Source organism: Phycisphaerales bacterium, assembly GCA_020852515.1.
Classification (GTDB): Bacteria; Planctomycetota; Phycisphaerae; order Phycisphaerales; family UBA5793; genus UBA5793.
Genome location: JADZAS010000013.1, coordinates 266,589 through 293,341, shown reverse-complemented (window position 1 = coordinate 293,341; position 26,753 = coordinate 266,589). Strand labels below are relative to the sequence as shown.

Annotated in this window: 14 protein-coding genes; 12 read left to right on the top strand and 2 right to left on the bottom strand. The window is 66.9% G+C overall.

Translation table 11 applies throughout. The features are described 5' to 3' along the window. Positions 1-234: 234 nt before the first annotated feature. Positions 235-792, top strand: a complete 558-nt coding sequence (locus tag IT430_07395) for an NADH-quinone oxidoreductase subunit I (protein MCC6907748.1) — start codon at positions 235-237, stop codon at positions 790-792. A 46-nt stretch (positions 793-838) separates the two neighbouring features. Continuing rightward, positions 839-2,800, top strand: a complete 1,962-nt coding sequence (locus IT430_07390; protein MCC6907747.1) for an ABC-F family ATP-binding cassette domain-containing protein — start codon at positions 839-841, stop codon at positions 2,798-2,800. A gap of 6 nt (positions 2,801-2,806) precedes the next feature. Here the strand turns inward: IT430_07390 and IT430_07385 are convergent, their stop codons facing one another. Both IT430_07385 and IT430_07380 read right to left on the bottom strand, forming a co-directional pair. Beyond that, positions 2,807-5,959 carry a VWA domain-containing protein gene (locus tag IT430_07385; GenBank protein ID MCC6907746.1) on the bottom strand — a complete coding sequence of 1,051 codons (3,153 nt, stop codon included), beginning with the start codon at positions 5,957-5,959 and terminating at the stop codon, positions 2,807-2,809. Between the two features lie 9 nt (positions 5,960-5,968). Continuing rightward, positions 5,969-6,757 (bottom strand): 6-carboxytetrahydropterin synthase, encoded by a 789-nt coding sequence (locus IT430_07380; protein ID MCC6907745.1) that lies wholly within the window; start codon positions 6,755-6,757, stop codon positions 5,969-5,971. A gap of 291 nt (positions 6,758-7,048) precedes the next feature. Here IT430_07380 and IT430_07375 point away from each other — a divergent pair, with 291 nt between their 5' ends. From IT430_07375 to IT430_07330, 10 genes are all read left to right on the top strand, one after another. Further along, positions 7,049-8,242 carry a type II secretion system F family protein gene (locus IT430_07375; protein ID MCC6907744.1) on the top strand — a complete coding sequence of 398 codons (1,194 nt, stop codon included), beginning with the start codon at positions 7,049-7,051 and terminating at the stop codon, positions 8,240-8,242. Between the two features lie 109 nt (positions 8,243-8,351). Next, complete coding sequence (locus IT430_07370) at positions 8,352-8,876, top strand: type II secretion system protein GspG (GenBank protein ID MCC6907743.1); 525 nt, start codon at positions 8,352-8,354, stop codon at positions 8,874-8,876. 150 nt (positions 8,877-9,026) lie between these two features. Continuing rightward, complete coding sequence (locus tag IT430_07365; protein ID MCC6907742.1) at positions 9,027-9,731, top strand: hypothetical protein; 705 nt, start codon at positions 9,027-9,029, stop codon at positions 9,729-9,731. After that, entirely contained in the window at positions 9,728-10,222 is a 495-nt protein-coding gene (locus tag IT430_07360; GenBank protein MCC6907741.1) for a hypothetical protein, read from the top strand. The genes IT430_07365 and IT430_07360 overlap by 4 nt, the downstream gene beginning before the upstream one ends. Then, positions 10,219-11,049, top strand: a complete 831-nt coding sequence (locus IT430_07355; protein MCC6907740.1) for a hypothetical protein — start codon at positions 10,219-10,221, stop codon at positions 11,047-11,049. Before IT430_07360 ends, IT430_07355 begins: the two co-directional genes overlap by 4 nt. Before the next feature lie 56 nt (positions 11,050-11,105). Beyond that, entirely contained in the window at positions 11,106-12,671 is a 1,566-nt protein-coding gene (locus IT430_07350) for a helix-hairpin-helix domain-containing protein (protein MCC6907739.1), read from the top strand. 2 nt (positions 12,672-12,673) lie between these two features. Beyond that, the gene (locus IT430_07345; protein MCC6907738.1) at positions 12,674-14,368 is read left to right on the top strand and encodes a hypothetical protein; all 1,695 of its coding nucleotides are present in this window, start codon (positions 12,674-12,676) and stop codon (positions 14,366-14,368) included. After that, on the top strand, positions 14,365-15,321 hold the full coding sequence (locus IT430_07340) for a hypothetical protein (GenBank protein ID MCC6907737.1): 957 nt from the start codon (positions 14,365-14,367) through the stop codon (positions 15,319-15,321). Before IT430_07345 ends, IT430_07340 begins: the two co-directional genes overlap by 4 nt. An 84-nt stretch (positions 15,322-15,405) precedes the next feature. Then, entirely contained in the window at positions 15,406-26,097 is a 10,692-nt protein-coding gene (locus IT430_07335; GenBank protein MCC6907736.1) for a hypothetical protein, read from the top strand. Continuing rightward, on the top strand, positions 26,094-26,648 hold the full coding sequence (locus tag IT430_07330; GenBank protein ID MCC6907735.1) for a hypothetical protein: 555 nt from the start codon (positions 26,094-26,096) through the stop codon (positions 26,646-26,648). The genes IT430_07335 and IT430_07330 overlap by 4 nt, the downstream gene beginning before the upstream one ends. Positions 26,649-26,753 lie beyond the last annotated feature (105 nt).

Sequence of the window (26,753 nt, the reverse complement as noted above, 5' to 3'; positions counted from 1 at the left end):
CTCCTTTCTCGTTCGAGTCGGACGCACAATCGCCTTGCCGCTTTCACGCGGCCCAAGTGGCTGCGCCTGGCCGTCCGATCTGACTTGCCGCATCGGCTCGATGCGGGCTGCATTGGAGATGCGCCCGGCGGCGCGGCTATTCCACGCGCTGATGCTGGATTCTCAGTCCCGTGGGTGGAGGTCCGGGAATCCCCCGACTTCCGCCGCGCCGGGCCGGCCGCTACAATTGGCCTTATGCCAATGCGCGATGAAGATGTCGTCGTCCTGACGCCCCCGAGTCTGGGGCGCTACGAGTCGGCGTTTCTGCCCGCCGTGTTCAAGGGCCTGGGCGTGACGCTGCGCCACATGCTGGGCAACATCGGGCGCGACGGCAAGGGCGCGTACCACGACCGCGTGCTGCAGTACCCCGAAGAGCGGCGCGAGGACCACGACGTACTCGACGGCGGGATCTATCCTGGCAACTTCCGCGGCGTGCACCGGCTCAACAAGGATGAGGACGGGCGCGTCAAGTGCGTCGCGTGCTTCATGTGCTCGACGGCTTGTCCGGCGCACTGCATTCACATCGTCGCCGAAGAGTCGCCCTGGGACGATCGGGAGAAGTACCCCAAGCAGTTCGACATCGACGAACTGCGGTGCATCTACTGCGGCATGTGCGAAGAGGCGTGCCCGGTCGATGCAATCGAACTCACGCCGCAGTACGCCATCGTCGGCATGTCCCGGCCCGAGATGATCTTCGACAAGACCAAACTGCTCGAGGTCTTCGACCAGACGATCGGCGACAAGCCGATGTGAGCGCGGCGGCGTTTCGTTCCACTTCAGAAGTAGACTTCCCTCCACCATGCCCCTTCTGGCATTGACGAATGTGACGTATTCGATCGGCATCCGCCGGGTGCTCGACGGCGTGACGTTTTCAGTCGAGCCGGGCGAGCGGGTCGGTCTGGTCGGGCGCAACGGCGCGGGCAAGTCGACGCTGCTGCGGTTGATTGCCGGCGAGTTTGCGGCCGAGAGCGGCGAGGCGATCGTGCAGCGCGGCGCGCGCGTGGGCTACCTCGCGCAGGATCCGAAGTTCGACGCGGCGATGACGCTCTTTGACGTGGCGGAGAGCGCCTTTGCCGAACTCCACGCCGCCCACGAGCAGATGCACGAACTGGCCCACCGCATGGGCGAGACCAGCGGCGACGAACTTGAGCGCATCATGAAGCGCTACGAGCGCCTCGAAGCAGAGATGGACCGCCTCGGCGGCTATGCGGTGGAGCACCGGATCAAGGAGACGCTGCACGGCCTGGGTTTCGTCGATGAGCAGTTTGAACTGCCGGTCAGCGCGCTCTCCGGCGGGCAGCGCTCGCGGGTTGCGCTGGCCCGGCTGCTGCTGGAGAATCCGGACCTGCTGCTGCTCGACGAGCCGACGAACCACCTCGACATCGACGGGCGGCAGTGGCTCGAGAACTTCCTCGCCGAGCAGTTCAAGGGTACGGTCATCCTCGTCAGCCACGACCGGTACCTGCTTGATCGCGTCGTGCATCGGATCATCGAACTCGAGCCCGGCCGCGTCTCGACGTATCCGGGCAACTACGCCAAGTTCCGCGAACTGCGGGCGGAGCGCAAGGTGGTCGAGCAGCGCGTGTACGAGAAGCAGCAGGACCGCATCCGCAGCGAGCAGAAGTTCATCGACCGCTACCGCGCGGGCCAGCGGGCGAGGCAGGCGCAGGGGCGCCTCTCGCGCCTCGAGCGCTACATCGACAACGAGACGATCGACCGGCCGATGGAAATGAACGTGATGCGGCTGAACCTTCCCAAGGCGCCGCGCACGGGCGACATCGTCTTCAGCGCCGACGGGTTGAGCAAGGCCTACGACGGCCGCACTCTGTTTCACGACCTGGAGATATCCATCGGGCGCGGCGAGCGCATCGGCATCATCGGGCCCAACGGGAGCGGCAAATCCACGCTGGCCAAGTGCCTCATCGGCGAGATGAACCCCGACGGCGGGAAGGTGCGCATCGGCAGTAACGTGAGCATCGGACACTTCAGCCAGTTGCACGAAGGGCTCGATCTCGATCTGACGGTGTGGGAGTACCTGCAGTCCGTCATCCTGTCGATCGACGGCGGGCGGCGCGCCAGCGAGCAGCAGGCGCGCGACCTGGCGGGAGCATTTCTGTTCAGCGGGGATGATCAGGACAAGGTGCTGCGCGTGCTCAGCGGCGGCGAGCGCAGCCGCGTGATCCTCGCCGGCCTCGTGGCGGGCGGGCACAACGTGCTCGTGCTCGACGAGCCGACGAACCACTTCGACATTCCGTCGTCCGAACGGCTCGAAGCAGCGCTCAACCCGGAGACGGGCTTTGACGGCACGATGCTGCTCATCAGCCACGACCGCGCGCTGCTCGACGCGTGCGTGGACCGGATCATCGCGCTCGACGGCCAGGGTCAGGTGCGGCAGATGGCCGGCAATTACACGGCGTGGAAAGAACTCCGGCAGCGCGAAAACGCGGCGGCAGCGCAGGCCAAAGCCCAGGCGGCGGAGCGCAAGCGCGAGCAGCCCCCGGCGCCGGTCGTGAAGTCGAAGAATGTGAATAAGGCGCCCGCTTCGAGCGGTTCGCTCACGAAGATGAGCATGTCCAAACTCGAAGCGCGCATCGAAGAGATCGAGAATCGCATCCGGGCGATTGACGAGTCGCTGATGGACGTGCGCGTGCACACCGATGGGCGCAAGACGAAGAAGCTCAGCGATGAGCGGGCGTCGCTGGCGGCCGAACTCGAGCCGCTGGAATTCGAATGGTCGCGCCGGGCAGACGGGGCGGAGTGATCGCCGTCAGCCTCGCTCCTGCTCGCGGCGTTTTCGCATGCGCTCGGCGAGCGTCTGGGAGGTGCGCGGGCCGTCGGCGGGCGGCGGCGGTTCGGCGGCTGCCTTGGGATCGGGAGGGCGCTCTTTGCCCTTGATCGCCGCGAGCGCTTCGCGCCGCTTCTGAGCCAGGGCCCGCCGCCGGGTTTCGCGCTCCCGTTCGATCTTCTCAAGATCTTCCGGCGTCGGTTCCGCGGCGGCACGCGCTGCCGCCTCGATCTCGGTGGCCAGTTCGATCGGCTCGCCGGGCTCGGCCTGGCCTGTGCGCTGCGGTTGGCGGCGCTGCTCGAAGGTTTCGCGCTCGGAATTGAGCCGCTGCTCGATCGCATCGACGGCGCGCCGCAGCGAGCCGACCGCGGTCGCCTCGCCCGTGGTGACGACGCCGCCCATGCCCACGCGAGCGCGGGCTCGCTGCAGGGCGGCCACGATCGCCGGCGTGCTCCACGCGATGCGGCGCGACGCCACATCCATGACAAACAGCAGCGTCGCCAATATGAGCAGCGGCCCCCACATCGGCACGAGCCCGATGCTGGGCGGGATTTCCTTGCGGTCGAAGAGATCCGCCTCGGCCGGGCGTTGCCAGTCGAGCAGTCGGCCGCCCGTGCGACTGGCGATCTCTTCGAGCAGGTCGATGTTGCTCACGAGCCGGCGGTATTCGATCCCTGAACTGCGACTGACGCCCCCGATGACCAGGTCCACCGCGCCGCCGGCCAGGCGCGGCGTGAGCGCGACGACGTAGTGACCGCTGTCCTCGGCCGGAAGTACCGCCGAATAGGCGCCGGGCCCGGTGGGGCGCAGGCGCAGCTCGAGGCGCCGGCCGTCGGGCATGTAGGCGACTCCGGGCACGGAGACCATGGTGGGAGAGGGCTGTTTCGACTCGTCTTCATCGACGTCGATGTGGCGCAGCGTGACGACGAGCCGGTCGCCATCGAAGGTCGTCATGAGCTCGAAGTTGCTGCTTCCGGCGGGGCGGGCGATGGTGCGGGCCAGCGCTGTCCACATCTGCCGGTAGCCGGGCCAGTCGATCCACTCGCGGGCCCAGCGGTCGTGCGCGTCGGAGGTAAACGCCGCGACGCGTCCCAGGCCCGCCTGCCAGTGCGCGAGAATCGGCTGGCCCTCGGGCGCAACCATCAGCAGGTTCACATCCGGATTGTCGCGCGGCTGGGTCAGCACCAGTCCGCCCAGTTGCGGAATCGGGCGCGGCAGGGCGTCCGTGAGCGGCGAGCCGGCCGCTTCGACAAACGGCGTGAAGGGTATTTCGCGCACCAGCGGGCGGCGCACGACGCGAATCTCCTTGACGAAGATGCGCGGCAGGATGCGCGGGTTGATGACGGCGTAGAACTCGCCGCCACCTTCCGTCGCCAACTGGCTCAGCAGGGGGCCGTCGATGTCCTGGCCGACCGCGATGGTGCTGAGCGTGATGCCGCTTTGCCGCATGGAGCGCGCGATGCCGATGAAGTCATCAGGCATGCTGCGGCCGTCGGTGAGGCAGATGACGTGCTTGACGTCGGCCTCGACGCTCTTGAGCGACTGCTCGGCCTGGCGCAGCGCCGGGCCCATGTTCGTGCCGCCGTCGCCGGTGATTGATCGCACTTTTTTGGCGATGTCTTTTGAGTCGCCGACGCGCCGGATGGGCACGACGACGTCGGCGCCGCCGCTGAAGGCGATGACGGTGATGTAGTCCATGCGGTCGAGCGTGCCGATGGCGACAGCCGCGCCTTCGTTGGCGACTTCCTGCTTGGTCTGGCCCGGGCCGCCCGCGTCGTTCATCGATCCGGACCGGTCGAGCACGATGGCGATGGCTGCGGTGGGCACGCGCAGTTCATCGGGGATGCGCATGTCCACGGGGATGATGGGATCGAGCGGCGTGTTGATCCACCCGCCGGCGCCGAAACTGTCGTAGCCGCCGACCATGACTAGACCGCCGCCAAAGTCCTGCACGTACTGCGCGAGCAGCTTCTGCTGGTCGGCGGGCACTTCCTCGGCGGGGAGGTTTTCGAGAATGACGAGGTCGTAGGCCTGGAGTTCGACGGGACTGGGCGGCAGGTCGCGCGGGCCGACGATCTTGACGGTCAGGCCGGCTTCCTCGAGCACCTTGGGCAGAATCGTGCCGTCTCCGTTGTAGACGTTGTTGACCACGAGCACCGCGCCCTGCTGAGGCGTTACGGTAAACGCCTCGGCGACGTTGTTCTCGAGCATCGTGTCCTGCGATGGGTCGTCGAGCGTGAACACCGCGTTGAAGCGATTGACCGCCGTGGGCACCAGTTCGACTTCAATGAGCTGCACGTTGGTGCCGGGCTTGAGTTGAACGGGTCGCGAGCGGCCCGGCTCGCGGCCGTTGAGATCGAGCGGCTCGCCTTCGAGCAGCAGATCGAGCCGGCCCGACGCGGCTGCGGTGGACTGGATCACGACGCGGGCCGTGATGCGCTGGCCCGGCCGCGCGTTGGCGGGCACTTCGACGCGATCGACCTGCACCTCGGCGCCCTCGCGATAGGAGACGGGAACGATGTCGATGGGCACGCCGCGACTGCCTTGCGTGACGCCGGCGGCATCCATCGCGGCGGCCAGCGCGGAGCCTGCGGTCTCAACTCCATCCGTGAAGAGCACGAGCCGCCGGGCCGAGTCCGGCGGGAACATCGCCAGGCCGAACTCGATGGCCTGCGCAAGGTTGGTGCCTTCGCGCTGCACGATGTCGAACGGGTGATCGTGGTATTGCCTGGCCGCCGTGGGCGCGGTGACGGCGCGCGCTGCTCCGTCGAAGACGATCAGGCCGAAGCGGTCGCCGGTGCGGCGCTGTCGCGCCGCTTCGCGAAACCACTTACGGATATAGGCCAGGTTGTCAGGCGGCGCGGTCTCGGCGACGGGCGGGAAATCGGCAAAGTGGCGCACCGAGCCGCTGATATCCGCCAGACCGATCACCGTCAGCTGATCGTGCTTCTCCTCGCGCGACAGCCCCGCCAGCACGAGCACGAGCAGCACGAAAACGATCACGCGCAAGGCGACGATCACGCCCTTGCGGAACTGGTCCGAGGAAGACAGCAGCCACCAGCCGGCCGCGGCCAGCGGAATCGCCAGCAGCAGCAGCCAGAGCGCCTCGGGATGTTCAACGCGAATGAGCGGCAAGGCGACTTTCTATCCCGGGTAGGTGCAACTGGTCTTTTCCGTCTCCCAGACCGTCACAGCGCGCAGCGGCATTCGCGCGGCAGCCAGCTCGGGCTCGAGCAGATCGTGCGACACGCGCGCGATGTTCTCCACGCTCGGATTCAGATCGGCGAACTCGGCGCAGTCCACATTGAGATACTTGTGGTCGAAGCGCTCGATGAGCGCGCGGCTGACGATCGCCTCGAGGTCCGCCAGGCTGAACGGCGAGCCGGGATCGATCGCCACGGCGACTTCGACGCGGTAGTTGTGCCCGTGGCCCGCTTCGTTGTTGCACTTGCCGAAGATGCGGCGGTTCTCCTGCGGCGAAAGTCTCTCGCAATCGAGCCGGTGCGACGCGGCGAACTCGAACTGCTGTCGGATCACGCACTGGGGCATGGAATCGGTCTCCATCGAAACGCTGTAGAAGGGCGTGAGGCGCCACGTCAACTGCCGTACGCAGCCGCCCAATTCTTCGTTCACCGCCTGCACGAGCCGGGTCATGAGCGTCCACGGCTCGACGTTGGGATCGTCGCGGATCGCGGCGTCGATGATGGGCAGCGCGCCATTCCGCACCGCCTGGTCGATGTCGCGGATGTTGCGGAAGTAGCCCGTGACGGGATCGGCCTGCCCGGCGCACTGCACGTCGATCTCGTAGTACCGGCCCAGGCCGCGCATGCTCGGCCAGGCGGCGAAGGTGTTGTGCCGGCCGCCGGTGGCCTCATCCACCCGCGCGCCGGGCTGTCCAATGCAGAAGCGGACGGTGCGGGTGAGCAGGAGCATTGGCAATCATAGAGTCGGACGCGGGTCTCGTGTTTCGCTCGCATGGCCGGGTGCCATGGTCCGGAGGTCGGCTTCCTCGCCTGAGTCTGATCGAAGGCTGCGACGGGCGGGCCACGCTTTAGCGCGCACGAGTTTCAGAGGAGTTTGCCCGCGATCCGCGCGCTCGCGTGGCCTGCGCTCCCAAAGCCTCGCTTGACCACGGCACTCAGCCTCGACTCCTCGACTCCTCGATGCCTCGGTGTCCCCTCGCCTTCAGCCTCGACTCCTCCACGCCCCTTCCTACCCTTTCCCATGCCCGTCTTCGAGTACATCGCCAGGAACACCGCGGGCGAGCGCGTGGTCGGCCAGGCGGCTGGGCACAGCACGCAAGCCGTCGTGGCCGATCTCGAAGCCAAGTCGCTCTTCCCCGTTTCGGTGCGCGAGCAGTCGGGCGTTTCGGAGCGCGGCGTGCGCGTCTCGACCCGGGCGATGTCCACGTTCTACCGGCAGCTGGGCGAACTGCTCCACAGCGGCGTGCCGATTCTCCGCGCGCTGCAACTGCTCAGCCGCAGCAAGAGCAATCCCAAACTCGGCGCGGTCATCGGCCGCATCGCGGAAGACGTATCGGATGGCGAGGGACTGGCCGAGTCGATGGCCAAACACCCGCGGACGTTTCCAACCATCCACATCGCGATGGTGCGCGCCGGCGAGCGCGGCGGGTTTCTCGAAGAGGTCCTCAAGCGCCTGGCGATGTTCCTGCACCGCCAGGCGGAGCTGCGCTCGACGATTCTCAGTTCGATGATCTATCCGATCGTGCTCGTGGTGGTGGGCACGATCGTGGTTGTGTCGGTCATGATCATTTTTGTTCCCAAGTTCCGCTCGATGCTCGAAGGCATCGGCACGCTGCCCCTGCCCACGCGCATCGTCATGGGCGCCAGCGATCTTCTCACGCAGCACGGCTGGCTCGTGTTCGTCGCCGCGGCCGGGCTGATTGCTTTCGCGTGGTGGGCCCGGCAGCAGGCGGAAGTGCGGCAGTGGGCGTCGCGCCACGTGCTGCACGTGTGGATCATCGGGCCGCTCGTGTCGAGCACAGCAGTGGCTCGCTTCTGCCGCATTCTCGGCACGCTGCTGGCCAACGGCATTCCGATGCTCCAGGCCATGTCGATCAGCAAGGAGGCGACCGGTAACGCCGTGATGATCGAGGCCATCGAGAAGGCGACCAAGTCGGTTCAATCCGGCGAGACGCTCGCCGAGCCGCTGGCGTCGAGCGGCCTGTTTGAAGAGGACGTGATTGAAGTCATTCGAATCGGCGAGTCGGCCAACAACCTGGAAGAGGTGCTGGTGTCGATTGCCGAGACGATCGAGTCGCGCGTCGATCGGCTGCTGAGCACGGCGGTGCGGCTGCTCGAGCCGCTGCTGCTGCTTTTGCTGGGCGCCACGCTGCTTTTCATCATTCTGGCGCTGGTCGTGCCGCTCGTGCTGCTCAGCGCCCAGGCCGGCGGCTGAACTGCACCGGCTCCGGGCCGGGCTGAGGTGAAATCCGAACGGGGTCCGGTCGGTATAATCGACGCAACGCCGTTGCGGCCCATCTGACGCCGAGTGCAAGGAGATGAACATGGCTCACCGATTCTCGCCCCGCGCGATGCGCCGACGCGCTGCCGCGGGCTTTACGCTCATTGAAGTGCTCATCGTGCTGGTGATCGTCCTGGCGATCGGCGCCATCGTGGCGGTGAATCTCATGCCCCGCCGCGACCAGGCGCTTGAAGACACTGAGCGCGTGCAGTTGCGCATGATCGAGTCGGCGCTCGAGCAGTTCTATCTCGACATGGGCCGCTATCCCACTGAGGATGAAGGTATCGCCGTGCTTTGGGACAAGACCAAACTCGAAGACGAGAACGAACAAGGCAAGCACATGGGCAACTACTTCGCCCAGGGAAAGAAGAACCTCAAGGACCGCTGGGGAAACGAGTACGGCTATCGGCCCATCGATGAAGAGGCGGGGGTCACGGGCGAGGAAGCCGACGGCCGCAAGTACGAACTCTGGTCCAACGGCAAGGACGGCGAAGAGGGCACGGCCGACGACATCAAGCTCGACGAGTCCAACGACGAAGAGACCGACGCCGGCGAGAGCGGAATCTGACCGAGTGGGAGGTGCAGCCTGTCCGCGAGCATCGACGCTGCGGCTGAGAAGGTCCGCCCGCGGCTCGCCGCCGCGCGGCCGGGATCGCTCCGCCGGAGGTCGCCAGCCCATTCTCGCCGCGCGGGCCTGACGCTCATCGAGATTCTCATCGTGCTCGTGCTGCTCATTGCGGCCGCAGCCGTGGCCATCCCGGCCATGACGCGGCGCTTCGAAAGCACGCGCTTCGACGCCACGGCCGATCAGGTCATCGCCATGCTGGCGCTGTCGCGCGCGGAGTCGCAAAGGCAGCGGCGGCCGGTGCAGATGCTGTGGGAGCCAGGCGAGCGCGCGCTCTACGCGGCGTGGCTCGACACCGGCGCACTCGAAGAACAGGACGCGGGTGCTTCGCCTGATGATCGGGTTGACAGCGCAGCGACACCCGATGCAGCGAGTGAAGACGAGCCCCTGTCGGCCCGCCTCGGCGCGGCGGCGGGTGGGGATCCCAAGGCGCTGGCGCTGGGAGGCTCGCGACTGCGTCTGGTTCTGCCAGAGGGATTTCGCATCCAGACCCGCCCGCCCGCGGAGGATGACGCCGATGGGCAGGCGCCCCTGAGCGGGGCTTGGGCGCTTGCGGGCGATGCGGCCCGCTTCTCGCTGCATGACGCGCAGCCCGTCTCCCTTCTTGTCTACATGCCTGACGGATCGACCTTTGGTGATGCGTCCTTCACGATTGTGGATGCGGCCGGGCGACAATCGCGCATCGAGGTCAATCCCTGGACCGGGCAGGCCACCGTGACGGTCATGGAGTCAGCGCCGGCGGACGTCGGCGACGCGCTCGAACCCGACAGTGAAGCGGAAACGGAGACCGGGCCATGATCGCCCGCCGCGGCGCCCTGCTGCTGGAGATTCTCATCGCGCTGTCGCTGTTCGTGACGGCGGGATCGATCATCCTCGTCTCGACCACGAGCATGACGGCGTCGCTGGCGCGCTCGCGCGACCGGCAGATTGCCGCCGACCTGGCCGTGTCGAAGATGGCGGCTCTTGAGGCGGGGCTCACGACCGCGGAGCAACTGAACGACTCGCTCGTCGATGTGGAACTGTTCAGCGAAAGCGAGGTCGAATTCAATGCGGAGATGCCCCAGGCGCGCTGGCGGCTCGTCGTCGAGACCGAGCCGTCGCGCTTCAGCCCGCTGACCAACGTCACGATCCGCGTTCTCGATGCGCGCAGCGGCTCGGTGGGCAACGAGACCGAGCTGGCCGTGCTCCATCAACTCATCCGACTCAATGCGTCGGCGCCGGAGGAGTTCGAGTCGGACCCGCTGCTCAATGGCGCGCCGCCGCTGCCGCTGGAAGGTGGTGGCGGATGAAGGGTGGTCGGCTGCATCAACCTCCATCCCGCGCCTTCACGCTGATGGAGACGCTCGTCGCGCTTGGGCTGCTGCTCGTCCTCGTCGGGCTCGTCTTCGCGTTCGGCATGAATCTCACCGCCAGCCGCGATCGACTGAACCGGCACATGCGGCGGTCGCAGGCGGTGCGGGTGTTTCTCGACCGCCTCGAGCAGGACCTGCGCACGTCGGTGGCGAGCGATGCGGGCCAGGGTGCGGGGATCGTGGGCGACGGCTCGTCGATCAAGGTGCTCAGCCGCAGCGTCGGGGCGATGGGCCAGTCGCAGGGCCTGGCGACCGCATTGAGTGACCTGCAGCGAAGCGAGTTCCGCTGGGATGACGGCGCGCGACTGCTGCAGGGCAGTCGCGGCGCGGCGTCGGCGGATCCGGCATTGTCGAATATTGCCGACGACCTCGGCTATGTGCAGTGGCGCTACCACAACGGCAGCGGCTGGGTCGAACGGTTTGACAGCGGCGCGAGCGGGCGGCTGCCGGTGGCGGTGGAGGTGGCGGTGTGGTTCGTCGCTCCGCCGCGCGATCCGCAGGAGCCGGGCCTCGAGGAAGACCTGCTGGCGCAAGAGCCGGATGATCCGCTGGCGGCGATGTTCGGCTCGCCGCGGCCAGCCTCGCCGGATTCGACTGACGTTCCCGTCGAAGTGATGGAAGAGGAGCGGCGCGATTGGCCGCCGCCGGATCGCGTGCGGCTCATCATCATTCCCGATGCGCCGGAGTTTGAGTACGGGCGCAGTTACAGCGATGAGACGGCGCTCGACGCCCCGCCGCCGCTCGAAACCGGAGGTTCACAGTGAGGCGCTCCACCGGGAATGCCGGTGCGCTGCAGCCTCCGCGCGCGGATCGCCGCGGCGTGATCCTGCTGGTGGTGTTTGTCATCATCAGCGGTGCGGCGCTGATCATGACGAGCCTCTCGTTTCTCGGTCGCGCCGAGATGCGCAGCGCGGCGCTGGTCAACCGCACTTCGCAGGCGCACGCTCTGGCGTGGTCGGGCGTGCAGGCCGTGATGGCGGAACTCGATCGCCAGCGATCCGATCTGCTCAACGGCGCCGAGCCACAGATCACCGACAACTGGAGCCTCTACGGCAGCGAGACGGAGCGCGGCATGGTCTATCTGCTGCCCGTCGGGCTCGAAGATGAGTTGTTCGTCTCCGAAAGCGCCAAACTCGACCTCAACAAGGCCGACGCCGATTCGCTCTCGCGCCTCGGTGACATGCTCACGCCCGAGCAGGCCCAGGCGATCGTCGCGGCGCGCCAGCAGCGGCCCGGCGGGCGCTTCGACTCCATTGCCGACCTGCTGCTGGTCGAAGGCATCACGCCCGAGATGCTCTACGGCCCGCTCGAGCGCATCGACGTGCAGCGCGCTGCGGCGGAATCGCCCGACGCCGATGCGCAGTTTGACCGGCGCCTGCGCTACCTCGAGCGAGGCGTGGGCGGGCCGGCGCCGCGCGGCCTGGCGGACGTGCTCACCGTCTACAGCATCGAGCCCGTGCTCCAGTCCAGCGGCCGATACCGCATCAATCTCAACGCGCAATACGACGACAGCATGCACCGGCGCATCGCGCGGCGCTTTGGCGATGAACTGGCCAACACGGTGCGCACCTTCCGCCAGAACGAGCCGGACCTCGTCATCGACGAGAAGACGTGGTACACGCTGCTGTCGCAGGCGGACATAGATGAAAGCAAGCCGGACGAGTACATCGACGGCTTCTGCCTCGATGACCAGCACTTCGCGCAGGGGCACGTCGATCTCAACCGCGCGCCGCTCGAAGTCCTGTCGGCTCTACCCGGCCTGGACGGCGAACTGGCGACGGCGATTATCTCGGCCCGCGAGACGATCAGCGCCAGTGAGCGAGCCGGCGTGTCGTGGCTGGTCAACTCGGGCGCGCTCACGAGCGAGCAGTGGATCGCCGCGGCGCCGCGACTGACGTGGCGCACCTCGGCGTGGCGCGTCCTCGTGCTCGGGCGCGTGCTGACGGGCGACGGCGAGGGGTCTGACGTGGCGGCGGAGTGTGTGTACGAGGCGGTCATCGACCTTTCCAGCCCGCAGCCGCGCGTTGCATACCTGCGCGACGTGACGATGCTCGAAACGGTGATCGCGCTGCGGAGCCTCGTGCCGGCCCCGCCTGCGGCCGAGGAGGATGACGCGGAACGTGCAGAAGAGCCAGGCCGCGCGGGTGGGCAGCCGAATGCAGCGCCCGAGCCGGGTTCCCGGTACACCTCGCGTCGGGATGCGTCGGGTCGCCTGATCGATCCGGCGACGTTTGACAATGATGAAGAGAACGCGTCGGCTGCGCCGCCCGAGCCGGGTCGCTACGATGCCTCCGGCGAGGACAGCCCGCCGCCGGAGGACGGGGCCGAGCCTTCGCCTCCCAAGCCGCGCGTCAAGCCAATCGGGCGCTGGACAGGAGACCGCTGATCATGTTTTCGCCGCGCGGCCGCGTGAGCCGCTTCACCGCCATCGACCTCAGCAGCGACCAGTTCACGGCCGTGCACCTTACGGCTGCGCGATCGGGAGTGAAGGTGGGGGCTCGCGTGTCGCTGGACATCCCGCCGGACATCGAGCCCAGCGACGACGAGTGGATCGGCAAGTGGATGGCGCGGACGATGAAGGAACATCGCTTCGGCCCCGGGCCGGTGGTGTTCGTCGTCCCTCGACAGTCGGTGGGTCTCAAGCATCTCGTGCTGCCGAGCACGCGCCTCGACGAACTGCCGGGCATGGTGGCGATCAAGATGGCCGGCCAATTGCCCTTCCCTGCGGCGGGGTCGATCATCGACTATGCGGCCGAGCGCGAATCCGAAGGCGAATCGGAAGTCATCGCCGCCGCTGTCCGCGAAGAACTCATCGATCGTTACAAATCGCTGGCGCTGGCTGGCGGATTCAGGATCGACCGCATCGCGCTGCGGCCGCTGGCGACGGGCTCGCTCATCGCCGAGATGTCGCGGCAGCGCAGCGGCTCGCTGCTGGCGATTGACCTGCGCCGCTACGGCGAAGTGGAGCTGGTCGTTGCGTGCGATGGCCGGGTGTGCTTCGCCCGCGCCGCGGAAGTGATCTCGGCCTCCGAGAAGGTCGATCGCCACGAAGAGGCGAGGCGGCTGGCGACCGAGGCGAAGCGCTCGTGGATGAGTTACCGCGCCACGGAAGAGTCGCCCGACGTCGAGCACATCGTGGTCATCGGCAATGACGGGCTCGCCGGCGGCGTGGCGACGGAAGTGCGCAGCCTGCTGGGCCGCCCGACCGAGGTGCTGCTCAGCCACCCCAAGGTGTCCGGCGACACGGCCACGCTCGGGCCCGCCTGGCCGCTGGTGGGCGTCGGGCTTGCGGCGGCCGAGGGTCTTGACGGCGTCAACTTCTTCCAGCCCAAGCAGGCGCCCGATCTGGCGGCGCACCGCCGCCAGCGCGTGCTGGGCGCCGTCGCCGCGATCATCATCGTGCTCGGCTCGATCTGGACGGCCGGGAACATGCACCTGCGGCGGCTGGAGGGGCAACTCAAGTCACTCACCGACGAGAAGGACGCCCTGCTGCCCGACTTTCTCGGTTACGAGCATGAACGGTTTCGGCTCGAACACCTGAGCCGCTGGGAGAGAGCGCGGTTCAACTGGCTCGATCATCTCGCGTTTGTGTCCGAACACCTGCCGCAGACCCAGCAGGCGATTCTCGGCTCGTTCAGCGCGTCGATGAATGAGCCGGTGATGCGCCGCAAAGAGGGCAAGTGGCTCGGGGTCGAGATGGAGGCTTCGCTGCAATTCAGCGGAGCCGCGGTCAGTCGCCCGATCGCCGACGCCATCCGCGCCGCGTTCGTGGATCTCGATACCTACCGCACCGAGCCGATCGTCGCCGACACGTCGTCGAATGACAAGACCTACACCGAAGCGTTCGGGTTGAGGTTGATCACGCCGCTGCCAGTCCCGCCGGCCGGTGGCGGGGCGACTCAGCCGCTGGCGTCGAGCGCCGGCGCCGCGCCCGAGCAGGCAACTTCCCAGCAACCAGGCGAAGCCGCCGCGGCGGGCGCGCCCGAGCAGATCGCCCCGCAGGAGCCGAGCGTCCCGGCTGAGGAGACGTCGCCGGCGGGTGGTCGCGGTCGCCGATCGAGCCGGAGAGGAAGCGGCGGATGACGCGGGCGCGGCTCATCTTCCTTTCGGTCGCCGGCGCTGCCGCTGCATGGCTGCTGTGGTCCACGGCGTCGAAATCGTATTTTGCGCCGCGCCGCGACCTGCTCAACCGGATTGACGAGGAGCGCACAACCATCGCGCGGCTGCAGGAGACGATCAACAAGGAAGTGGCACAGCGTCGGGAGCTGCGCGACGCAGCAGCGCGAACGCTGGCGGGGACGTCGGAGGAAGCGGTCAGCATCCTGCGCGAGCGGCTCAATACGATCGGGCACGGCATCGGCCTGACTGACCTGCGCGTGTCCACCGGCAACCCCAAGTCTGTCGCATCCCCGGCAAGATCGGAGTACCGCGACCGCCGGTGGAAGAGCCTGACGGCCCAGCCCGATTTCTACACGCTTGGCGCCGAGTTCAGTGGGCAGGGGACCTTCGAGCAGGCGGTGCGCGCGGTTGAAGTCATCGCGGCCGAGCCATACCTGAGCCGGATCGATCGTTTCTCGCTGCGGCCGCGCCGGGGGGGAGAAGTCGTGGATCTGTCGGTCTCGCTGACGACCGTGATCCTGCCGGGCGCCGATCCGCCGCCCCAGCCGGCTCCAGGTCTGGCGCAGGCGCCTTCGTACGCGTCGATCAGCGGCAAGAACCTCTTCCGCGCGCCGCCGCCCGCTCCCGAAGTGAAGCCCGAGGTCAAGCCGGCCGTGGCGGTCCAGCCGCCTGCGCCGGCGCCCGTGCCGTGGGGCGACTGGGTGGTGACGGGCATCGTCTGGATCGACCAGCAGCCGGAACTCTGGCTGCGCAACCGCAAGACCAGCGAGGCGAAGCAGCTGCGGGCCGGGGATCGGATTCTCGAAGCGCAGGTGGAGGAGATATCGCGGGCGCAGGCGGTCGTCAGCATCGAGGGATCGCTGTTCTCGATCCAAATCGGACAGAGTCTTGAAGAACGTCGGCCGGTAAACCAGTAGACTGTCGGCACGCATTGATGTTCGAGTCGCCCGCAGGGGCGAGCCCCCGCTCGGGGGTGGGTTGAGTGAAGGAGTGGATGCGCCATGCTGAACACCAGCATCAGGTCTTGCCTGCTGCACGTTGCAACTCTCGCCGCGCTGGGCTTCGCCTCGGCGGTACATGGGCAAGACGAGCCGGCGCCGGAGCCCGCGCTTTCAACACAAGCGCAGCCAGCCTCGCAGCCGGCGCCTGACGCGCCCGAGCCGACGGTGCAGTTCAACTTTAAGGATGCGCCCTACGCCGACGTCATCGACTTCTTCAGCCGGGCGGTAGGACTGCCGGTGATTGCCAAGGTCGAGCCGCCCAAGGGCGCGCTGACCTATTTCTCGCCCGACTCCTACTCGTACACCGAAGCGCTGCGCATTCTCAACATCATCCTGCAGACCAAGGGCGTAACGCTGTCGCGCGACGGCGAGTTTCTGTACCTCGGAACATTCGACAAGACCAATCCCGGGCCGACCTATCTCGCCGGGACGATCCCCGGCGACGTGACCAACGAGCAATTGGTCACCGTCCTCATCCCGCTGCAGAACATCACCGCCGCTGAACTCTCCGAGCGGCTGCAGTCGCTGGTTGGCGCCTACGGCGGGCTCACGCCGCTGCCTCAGCAGAACGCGCTGCTGGTCACGGAAACCGCCGGCCAGATCCGCCGGCTGCAGACCATCATCGACGCGCTCGACACGGCCGGCGACTACCAGGACCAGGTGCGCATCTTCCCCATCAAGAACGCGCAGGCCAGCGCGCTGGTGGACACGCTCAAGATCCTCATGAGCGAGCGCATTGTCAAGTATGTCATCAATCAGCAGGGCCAGCAGGTCAAACTCGAGGAAGACGACCTTGCCGGCCTGCGCATCCAGCCCGACAGCCGCACGAACACCATCATCGCCAAGGGGCCCATCGGCCGGCTCGAAACGCTCGAGGACATGATCAACATGCTCGACGTGCCCGGCCAGCAGGGGGCCGACGGCACGGACATGACGACGATCAACCTCGGCCGCATCTCGACGCAGGAAGCGGCGAGGCTGCTCACTGACCTGTTCAAGCCGCTCAAGAACGAAGAGAAGCCCGTCATCCTGCCGCTGGAAGAACTCAATCGCATCACCATCGTCGGCTCGGCGATCGCGCTCGAGCGGGCGGTGACGCTGCTTAAAGAGGTGGACGGCGGGGGAGACGACCCGGTGAATTTCGCCCGCACCGCGGCTGTCGTGCCGCTGCGCTTTGCCGCGCCCGCCAGCGTGCAGCAGGCGCTCAGGCAACTCATGACGCCGCGGCAGGCGCGCCTGGTCAATACGCTGCCCTCACCCGACGGTCGCTCACTTATCCTCGCCGGCCCGGCGTCGGATGTCGAACTCGTGCGGCAATTGGCGCAGACGCTCGATGTCGAGCCGACCGACCGCCCGCGCGAGGTGCGGATCATCCGCCTGGCGCGCGGCGACGCCGACGACGTGATCCGGCGCGTGAGCGACCTCTACGGCCGCGAGGTCGGTTCAGCCGAGGCGGACCCGATGAGCCAGGTGGTCGTCGAGCGCGATCCGGAGTCGAACGCCATCACGCTGATCGGCCGGCGCGACGCCATCACCCGCTGGCAGCAGTTGCTCACCACGGTCGAATCGGCTCTGCCCATCGAGCGCGAGACCCGGCAGATCAGCGTTTCGCCCGGACAGGCCAGCCGAATCGCGGCGCCGCTTAAGACGCTGTGCGCCCAACTGCTCACTCCGGATGACGGCTCGCCGTTTGTCGCGCCCGAGATCGTGCCCGTCGATGCGCTGGATGTGATTCTCGTCACGGCGCTGCCCGAGCAGGCGCCGGTGATTGACTCGGTGGTCAAGACGCTCGATGAGAAGCGCAGCCGCGACGTGCAGTTCCGCGTGGTCAACGTCGGCAATGCCGACGCGGCGCAGATTCTCGCGCGAGCCGGCGAGATCTACGCCCAGCAGCGCCAGGCCGACGCGGCACTGACTGAGGTCAGCGTCGAGCACGATGCGACTGCGGGCGTGTTCTACGTCGTGGCCGATGCGCCGGCGATGTCGCGCTACATGGCGATCCTCACGCAGTTGCAGCAGACGCTGGGCAGCGGACGCGATGTGCGCCTCCTGGCGCTGCAGAACGTCAGCGCGGCCAAGGCCGCGAAGTTCCTCACCGATCTCGTGTCGGCTTCGAAATCGTTCCAGGGCGGCGCCATCGGACCGGCGCCGCTGGTCGAAGTCGTCGAAGCGACGAATTCGCTGCTCGTCGCCGCCCAGCCGGCGCAGCACCAGATCATCCAGTCGATTATCCGCGAGTACGACCAGCCGCGCAACGGCGATGAGACGGTTGAACTGCAGGTGTTCAACCTCGTGCAGGCCAGGGCCGCCAACGTTGCCCCGGCGATCTCGAGTCTGCTCCAGAACCGGCAGGGCTCCAGCCCGCCCGGCCGCGTCGCGAGCGTCATGGCCGAAGAATCGACGAATTCGATCGTCGTTGCCGCGACCCCCGACGAGATGAAGGAGATCGCCGCGCTCGTGGAGAGCCTCGACTCGGGCCAGGCGTCCGATCAGCCGCAGGTGCGCACCGTATTCCTCAAGCACACGCAGGCGGACCGGGTGGCGCCGATGGTCGAGCAACTGCTGCGCGGCGAGCAGATGGATCAGTGGATGCGATTCGACTTCATGCGGCGCGGCTGGCAACTGCCCGATCTCGGGCCGGATGTGCGCGTGGCGGCGGAGTCGCGACTTAACGCCGTGGTCATCAGCGCGCCGACCTCTGTGCTCAACCTCGCCGAAGAGATGGTGCGGCAACTTGACGTCGATCCGACCAAGATCGCGACCGGGCCGCAGCGCTCGGTGCGCGTGCTGCCGCTGCTCAATGCGCGGGCGCAGGACGTTGCTGCGAATCTGCAAGCCGTGCTCGGCGACGAAACGACGGGCAGCGCGGTTCCCCCGGTCATCCGCGTGGACGCGGGGAGCAACTGCCTGATCGTGCGCGGCACCTCCGAACAGTTCGCCGTCATCGAAGGCATCATCAACGACCTCGAGACCGCCACGATCAGCGCAGCGCGCGAAGTGCGCATGATTCCCATCGACCGATCGAAGGCCGATGCGGCCCAGACGGCCGAAACGCTCCGCCGGCTGCTCGAACAGCGCAGCGGCGCGCGCGTCGAGATCATCAGCATCGATGAACTCATCAGGCGGCAGAAGAGCGAAGAGCAGGACGCCGGTGATGATGGCGCTCAACTGACGCCCATCGGCGCCGATCTGTCCGTGGCGCCGGAACTGAAGCACGAGGATGCGACGCGATTGGACGGCTTCGCCGCTGCGCTCGCGGCGTCGGTGCTCGCGATCGATCCGCCGGCTCAGGAGCCGGATGTCATCATCGCCGTGGACGAAGCGTCCAACAGCCTGATCGTGGTCGGCTCACCGCAGGCCAACGACCGGCTGGCGCAGCTGGCCGAGCAGATCCAGTCGCAGATTCCCGGTCTGCCCGAGCAGATCCACTACATCGCGCTCGATGAACGCGCCAACGCCGGCCAGATCGCCAACACGATCAACGGGTTGCTCACCCAGATGCGCCGGCGAGGCGTGGCGGGTGGATTGACGGGTGAGGTTGCCGTCATACCCGACCAGCCGGGCGGGGGACTGATCGTCAGCGCCAACGACGTGGACTTCGAAGTGATCGGCCGGGTGCTGGCGGCGATGAACCGGTTTACGCCCATCGAAGACGCTCCGCCGCTGACGATTCTCGAAACACAGAGCGCGACGCCCAGCCGTCTCAAGCAGATCATCGACCAGGTTCTCATCGGCGGCGATCCGAAGCGGCGCGAGCGCATCGTCATCGTACCCGATGATCCGTCCCAACTGCTGCTCATCCGCGCGGGCGAGGAAGACTTGCGGGCGATTCAGGATGTTGTGAAGGAAGTCGATCGATTCGAAACGAAGGAACTGCCGATCCGCGCGATCAAGCTCGAGCGGGCCGATGCCCAACGCGCCGCCAGCGCATTGCAGCAGTTCTTCGAGGACCGGGCCCGCCTGAATCAGCGGCCGGGCCAGGCGCGGCCGCCGCGGCGCATCAGCGTGGTGGGCGATCAGCGCTCCAGCACGGTCTTCGTGGCGGCGTCTGACCAGGACTTTGCCGAAATGCAGGACCTGCTCAAGGCGTTCGATGCGCCCAGCGAAGCGCAGGACCTTAAGTACGAGATCATCCCGCTCAAGTTCGCCAAGGCTGAGGACGTGTCGAACATCGTCAGCAGCATGGGCTGGGAACTGACCTACGACGATGCGGTGGGCCGGTGGGGCGGACGGTCGGAGTCGCGCGGCAAGATCAGCATCCAGCCAGACCGGCGCACCAATTCGCTCGTGGTCAGCGGCACGGGTGAGAACTTTGCGCTCATCGAAAACGTGATCCGCGCTCTGGACGCGCCGGCCGATCAGCAGGCGGTGCGCTCGGTGCGCATTCTGAAGATCGAAAACGGCGATGTGAACATCATCAGCCGGGCCGCGCGCGAAAGCTACGGCGCCTCGCAGTCGAACAACTTCTGGTGGTATTACCCGCCCGATCCGGACGAGGTGAAGATCATCGCCGACCCGGACAACAAGCTGCTCATCGTGTCCGGCCGCGAGTCTGAACTCGACGGCATAGCGGACTTCGTCGCCGAACTCGACAAGGCGTCGCTCAGGCCCGATCAGACGATTGAAATCCTCACTATCGCGCACGCGCGGCCCAGCGACGTGGCCCAGAGCCTGGTGCGGTTCTTCAACGATCGGGCCCGAGCGGCGAATCTGCCCGATCCAGGCATCACGATGACGCCGGCCAACGAATCGGGCAAGATCGTCGTCTCCGCCACCGCTCAGCAGATCGCCACCATCCGCGATCTGCTGAGCAGCATCGACGTGCCCAGCGAAGGCGACGACCGGGCCTTCCGGCTGCACATGCTCGAGCATGGCGACGCGAGCGACGCGATGCGCACGCTGCGCGATCTCTTCCCCACGCGCAATGAGCCGCCGGCGCGGCAGGTGGTCGTCACCGCTGATGCGCGCACCAACAGCATCGTCATCAGCGCGCCCGAAGACCGCTTCGAGGAGATCGACGCGGTGCTCGCGATGATCGATGCGCCGCCGGCGGGGACAGTGAAACTCATCCAGACCTTTGCGCTTGCCAACGCCCGCGCCGCGGAAGTGGCCGATGTGCTCAATGACGCGTTCGACCTGAGCCGCCAGCCGCAGCGCAACCAGGCCCGGAACATCCAGGAGGAAGTGACGCGCTTCATGCTCGAAGGCCAGGAGCAGGGCCAGCAGCCCATTGCCATCGACGCCCGCATCACCGCCAACACGCGCAACAACGCGGTGATCGTCGTGGCCACCCCCGAGTCGATGCCGCTCATCGCGCGGTTCGTGGGCGAACTGGATGAAGCGCCCGTCAAGAGCGTGCGCGAGTATCGCATCTACCCGTTGACGCACATCGTGGCCAGCGATGTGCGCCTCACGCTTTCGACGCTGCTCGCGCAGCGCGGCGGCACGTCGAGCGACCCTGTGCCGACCGTCTCTACTTCGCCCCGCGACAACGGCCTCATCATCGCCGCCACAGCCGAACAGCACGCGGAGGTCGAGCAGATCCTCAAGCAGATCGACCTGCCTGCGGCGACGGTGCGCACGACCGAGTTCATTCCGATCAAGTTCGCGCAGGCCGAAAAGGTCGCCTCGGCGCTGGACATGTTCTACGGCCGGTGGGCGAGCGAAGCGGACACGCCCTCCAAGCAGAACGTGTCGATCGTCTCAGACCCGGTGAGCAACAGCCTGGTCATTTCGGCCGAGGAAGGCGAGTGGCCGGGAATCAAGGAACTCATCAGCAAACTGGACGGCAAGGAATACGACGCGACGCTGCAACTGGAAGTCATCGCACTGCGCTACGCAGACGCCTCGTCGGTGAGCGCGGCGATCAACCAGGCGTTCGCGCCGCAGGTCGAAGCGCGGCGCGGCGGCGAGCAGCCGGTGCGTCGCGGCAACGGCGAACAGGGCGAGGGCGGCAACGTGCCTCGCGTGCTCGTGGATGACACCGACGTCGTCCGCGCCGCGGCCGAGCCGCTGACGAACTCGATCATCGTCTCGGCGTCTCGGCGCAACCTCGAGAAGATCCAGGCGATCGTGACGAGCCTGGACGTGGCGGACTACGCGCAGTTGCCGCCGGCTCAGCTGATCCCGCTCAACGAGGCCAAAGCCGCCGAAGTGGCCGCCACGATCACCAGCATGTACGCCGATGAGCGCAGCGGGGCCGGCGCCCGCCGCGGCGGACGCAAGTCGATCGTCATCTCCGCCGACACCGCCTCCAACACCATCATCGTCCGCGCCGAACCTGATGAGTTCTCGCAGATCGAGGCGCTGGCCAGGGCGCTCGAACAGACTTCGCGCAAGGAAGGCATGTCGGTGCGGGTGCTGGCGCTGGCCAAGGCGAGCGCGCCGCGCGTGGCGGAGGCGATTCGCGAAACCTTCACCGCCACGGCCCGATCCATGGAAGAGCCGCTGGCTATCGAGGTGGACAGCGTGGCCAATACGCTCGTTATCGCCTCTTCGGCGCGCCTCTACTCGCAGATCGTGCAGGTGGTGGAAGAACTCGATCGCCTCGGGCCATCCGGCGGGCAGCAGATTTTCGTCGTGCCCATCGAAAACATTGCCCCCGAAGAGATGAAGCGGATTCTCGAATCGCTCGATCTCGACAAGCAGCGGGAAGGGGCCGCGGGAATCCTCGGCGAGCCGCTCAAGGTCAGCGTTCTGCCCGGACGGCGCGCGCTGGCCGTGGTCGGCAATCCGGGAGATCGCGAGCGCATTCTCTCGATCATCGCAGCGCTTGATGCAGCGCCGGACTTTGCGCAGGCGCAGGTGCGGCTCATCGAACTGCGCCAGGCCGAGGCGAGCGCGGTGGCGACGATCATCCGCGACCTGCTCAAGCCCGGCGAGCAGCACGCCGACACGCCCATGGCCGTGGCGATTCAGGAGCAGGTGCGGCGGCTGAGCCTGCGCCGCGATGGAGCCACGCAGGAAGATCTCAATCTCGATCTCACGCAGCCGATTCGCGTGCTGCCCGCGCCGAACGTGAACGGCGTGCTCATCAGTTCGACGCCCGCCAATTGCGAAGCGCTGGCCGAGATCGTGCGATTGTTCGATAAGCTCCCGGTGACGGAAGCGGTGACGGTGCGCCTGTTCCCGCTGAGCAACATCGCCGCGACCATGATGAAGTCGATCGCGGAAGATCTCTTCTCGCAGGGCCGTAAACTCGCGACACAGCCGGGCACGAACATTGAAGGTCGTCCGCTGACCGAGGTGGGCGGCGCGCTGCTCGAGGATGTCGCCATGACGGTGGACGAGCGGACGAACACGCTGATCGTCGCCGGCCGCGAGGCGTCGGTGGCGCTGGTGGAGGTGCTGATTGGCAAACTCGACAGCGACATCGCCGCCAAGTGGGTTGAGCCGCGCGTGCTCACGTTGCGCCACGCCGACGCTGAAGCGCTGGCCGAGATGCTCGATGAAGTGCTCGTGCGCGGCCAGGCGACCGGCCCCGAGGCGCAGGCCATGCAGAAGCAGGTCGGGCGCCTGCGCATCGCCCGGCGCGGCGGCGGGCCGCAGGACATGGTCGATGCCGATCTCTTCGTGCCTATGACGCGGCTGGTCATTCGGCCCGACAGCAAACTGAACGCGATCGTCGTCGTCGGCACGCCGGAGAATATTGAAGCCGTGAGCGAACTGGTCGCGATGCTCGACGTGCCCGCGGCGGCGCCGTCCAACGCGGTGCGCATCTATCCCCTCGGGCACGCCACGGCCAGCCGCGTGGCGTCCATTCTCACGGCGCTGTTCGATCGACAGGCGCAGACGGGTGCGATCCGCGATGAAGACCGGCTTGCCGTGCAGGCTGACGAACGGACCAACTCGCTCATTATCACCACCAGCCCGCGCAGTTTCGCGGTCACCGAGATGCTCCTGCAGTCGCTCGACTCCGAGAAGACGGCCGAGCTGCACGACATCCGCATGATCCGCCTGAGCAACGCGTCTGCGACGGTAATTGCGCCGCTCATCCAGCGGCTGATGGATTCGCGGCTTGATCGCCTGCGCCAGACCGAGCCGGAGACGGCCGACCAGCAGCAGGCGGTCATCGTCGCCGACTCGCGCACCAACAGCCTGCTCGTGACGGCGGGCAACGAGAGTTTCGAAGTGATCGAGCAACTGGCCAGTTCGCTCGAGAATACGCGCGCCTCGACCGCCAACGACGTTCAGATCATCCCGCTCAATCGCGGCAATGCCGCCAAAGTCGCCGACACGATTCAGCGCGTGATGGATCGGCAGTACGCCGATCTGCCCAGCGAACTCGCCTCGCGCGAAAAGCCGCTGGTCCTCACCGACTCGCGCACCAACAGCCTGCTGGTCACTGCCAGCGCCGACGATCTGAAGCGCATCAACGAACTCGTGACGCGCCTGGAGAACGCGCCGTTCAACCCGGCGCTGAGCCTGCACGTCATCCCGATCAGCGGGCAGCGCGTCGAAGTGCTGGCCCCGCGCCTCGAGGCGCTCATGCGCGAGCGCGAGCGCTCGCTGGGCGAGTCGGCCGGCGCGCAGGACCGGACGGTGATCCAGCCCGACGCGGCGACCAACAGCCTCATCGTCGCCGCCAGCGATGAGAATCTTGAAATCATCCGCGGCCTGATCACCACGCTCAGCGACGCCGAAAACCTCGCCTCCACCGGCGCCGAAGTCGAGATCATCACGCTGCGCAATTCGCGTGCGGACCGCATGGTCGATCAGCTCAACGCGCTCTACGTAACCGAAGCCAACCGCACGCGCGGCGATGGCACCATTCGCGTTTCACCCGACATGCGGCTCAACGCCATCGCCATTTCGGCGCCGGCTTCGGATATTGCCGCGCTGCGCGACCTGATCAACGAACTCGAATCGACGCAGGTGACCGACGTGCGCGAGATCCAGATGATCCCGCTCAACGCAGCCAACGCGATTGAGATCGTCCCGCTGCTTGAAAACGTGCTCTCCGGCGGGCGGCGCGGCGGCGGCACCCAGGACCAGGCGACCATCATTCGCTTCATCCGCGACTCGACGCGCGAAAAACTGGAAGATCAGCGCGACGGCGAGCCGACCGAGGCCGAAATCTCCATGGCCGTGCGCGAGGCGATCCGCTTCACTCCCGATCTGCGCACCAATTCGATCGTCGTCTCCGCACCGGCGTCGTCCATGCGAATGATCCGCGAACTCATCGATGAACTCGATTCATCCGAGACGGGTTCGAAGCGGGTGCGGATCTTTGAACTGGTCAACTCCGATGCGCTGCAGATGGCCGAACTGCTCGGTCAACTGTTCAACCTGCCAGAGCAGGGGCTCATCCTGCGGCCGCGCGACGACGACCCGGCGTCCGGCCCGCCCGGCGACAACGTCGTCGCCACCTTCAACGACACCGAACTGGTCACCGCGACCGACGAGCGGCAGCAACTGTCCATGACGGTTGATCCGCGGACCAACAGCCTCATCGTCTCGGGCACGCCGCGCTATCTCGATCTCGTCGAAGAGGTCATCACCGAACTCGATTCCAAGACGGGCACGCAGCGGCTCGAACAGGTCTACCCGCTGCGCAACGCGCGAGCCGCGGACGTCGCCCAGGCGCTCAACACTTTCCTGACCCAAGAGCAGGAGCGCATCCTCCGCACGCTGGGGCCGGATCGCGCCGGCTCGATCCTGCAACAGCTCGAGCGCGAAGTATCCGTCGTCGGCGTGGAGGATTCGAACACGCTGATGATCTCCGCCTCGCCGCGTTACATGGACAAGATCGAGAGCATGATCAGGGAACTGGACAAGAACCCGCCGCAGGTGCTCATCTCGGTCATGCTCGCCGAGGTGACGCTCGACTCGGATGAGCAGTGGGGCATGGATGTCAGCGTGGGTCCGCTGGGCGGCGAGAATGTGACGGCCGGCTCGACGTTCGGCCTGGCTGCGGCGACGCTGTCGGGCCTGGGTGTGCCCAATCTCTCCGTGTCCACGGACGATCTCGAACTGCTCATCCGCGCCCTCGAAGCGCAGGGGCGTCTTGAAGTGCTCAGCCGGCCGCAGATCCTCGTCAACAACAACGTGAATGCGACCTTCCAGGTCGGCCAGAACATCGGCATCGTCGAAGACGTGCAGATCTCCGACACCGGCACGGCGAGGTCCAGCGTGACGCGCAAGGACATCGGCATCATCCTCGACGTGCTGCCCTCCATCAGCCCGGACCGGTTCGTGCGCATGGAGGTCAAGCCGGAAATCTCGAGCCTGTCGGCCCGCACGACGCAGGTGAGCGAAGATTTCCAGGCGCCGATCATCGACACGCGCACCGTGGACACGGTCGTGACGGTCAAGGACGGCCAGACGGTGGTCATCGGCGGGCTGTTCTCGACGCGAACCGAAACGCGCAACCAGAAGGTCCCGTTCCTGGGCGACATTCCGATCTTCGGCCTGCCGTTCCGCACGCGGCTGCACCGGCGCGAAAAGACAGAGTTTCTCGTGGTCATCACGCCGCACGTGGTCGGCTCGGTTGAGGAGGCCCGCCAGTTCACGGATGAGGCGATCATCGACATGACGATCCCGGCTAAGACGAAAGAGCAGATCCGGGCAGGCGACATCGACCCGACGCTCTGGGAAGACCCGGCGCCGGGCAGGAGCAAGCCGCGCCGCGACGAGCCGAGCGATCAGCCGGCGGCTCGGGAGCCCGCGAGTCGAGAGGAGGAGCGATCGTGAGAATTTTTCGATGCGCCTGCATCCTGTCGCTGTCTGCGCTGGCGCTGGGCCCGGCGGGCTGCGTGACCGAATACGAAGACGGCCAGGCTCCGCTGAATCCGCAGCCGGCGACGATCCCTTCCCAGCCGTCTTCGCTGCTGGTCAATCGCCTCGCCTTTCACCCGACGCTGTATGCGCGCGACATGAACGGCAACGGCATGGGCGATCGTCTCGATGCGACGATCTACCTCTGGTCCGAGCCGTATCCGTATCCCCTGCACGAGGACGGCACGCTGACGATCTCGATGTATCGCGTGGGCGACTACGCGGACCCGCAGACGCAGCCGCTGCGCGAGTGGGTGTTCACGCCCGAGCAGATGCGCGCTGCACGCACCAGGGCGCTGCCGGGGCCGTGCTATTACATCGAAGTGTCGCTACTCGACGATGATCACCGCGCCGGGGACGACCTGAGAATCGAATCGGCCGACCTCGTGGCCCGGTTCACCCAGGCTGGCCGCAAGCCGATCACCTCGGGGCTGTCCACCGTGCACCTGGACCATCCGGGGCGGTGAAGGCCGCCGCGCATTTTGTACAGTCTTCGGCCTGCTGCACGCGATGATGATGAGACTGGCCCTTCGCGCCACGGCTCGCAATTCTGACCCGCGGCGCTGGGCGAA

Bases quoted from the DNA above. Each gene is read 5' to 3' on its own strand.
- IT430_07370 (MCC6907743.1), top strand. From the start codon at position 8,352: ATGGCTCACCGATTCTCGCCCCGCGCGATGCGCCGACGCGCTGCCGCG.
- IT430_07355 (MCC6907740.1), top strand. From the start codon at position 10,219: ATGAAGGGTGGTCGGCTGCATCAACCTCCATCCCGCGCCTTCACGCTG.
- IT430_07345 (MCC6907738.1), top strand. From the start codon at position 12,674: ATGTTTTCGCCGCGCGGCCGCGTGAGCCGCTTCACCGCCATCGACCTC.
- IT430_07390 (MCC6907747.1), top strand. From the start codon at position 839: ATGCCCCTTCTGGCATTGACGAATGTGACGTATTCGATCGGCATCCGC.
- IT430_07395 (MCC6907748.1), top strand. From the start codon at position 235: ATGCCAATGCGCGATGAAGATGTCGTCGTCCTGACGCCCCCGAGTCTG.
- IT430_07380 (MCC6907745.1), bottom strand. From the start codon at position 6,757: ATGCTCCTGCTCACCCGCACCGTCCGCTTCTGCATTGGACAGCCCGGC.
- IT430_07360 (MCC6907741.1), top strand. From the start codon at position 9,728: ATGATCGCCCGCCGCGGCGCCCTGCTGCTGGAGATTCTCATCGCGCTG.
- IT430_07340 (MCC6907737.1), top strand. From the start codon at position 14,365: ATGACGCGGGCGCGGCTCATCTTCCTTTCGGTCGCCGGCGCTGCCGCT.
- IT430_07335 (MCC6907736.1), top strand. From the start codon at position 15,406: ATGCTGAACACCAGCATCAGGTCTTGCCTGCTGCACGTTGCAACTCTC.
- IT430_07375 (MCC6907744.1), top strand. From the start codon at position 7,049: ATGCCCGTCTTCGAGTACATCGCCAGGAACACCGCGGGCGAGCGCGTG.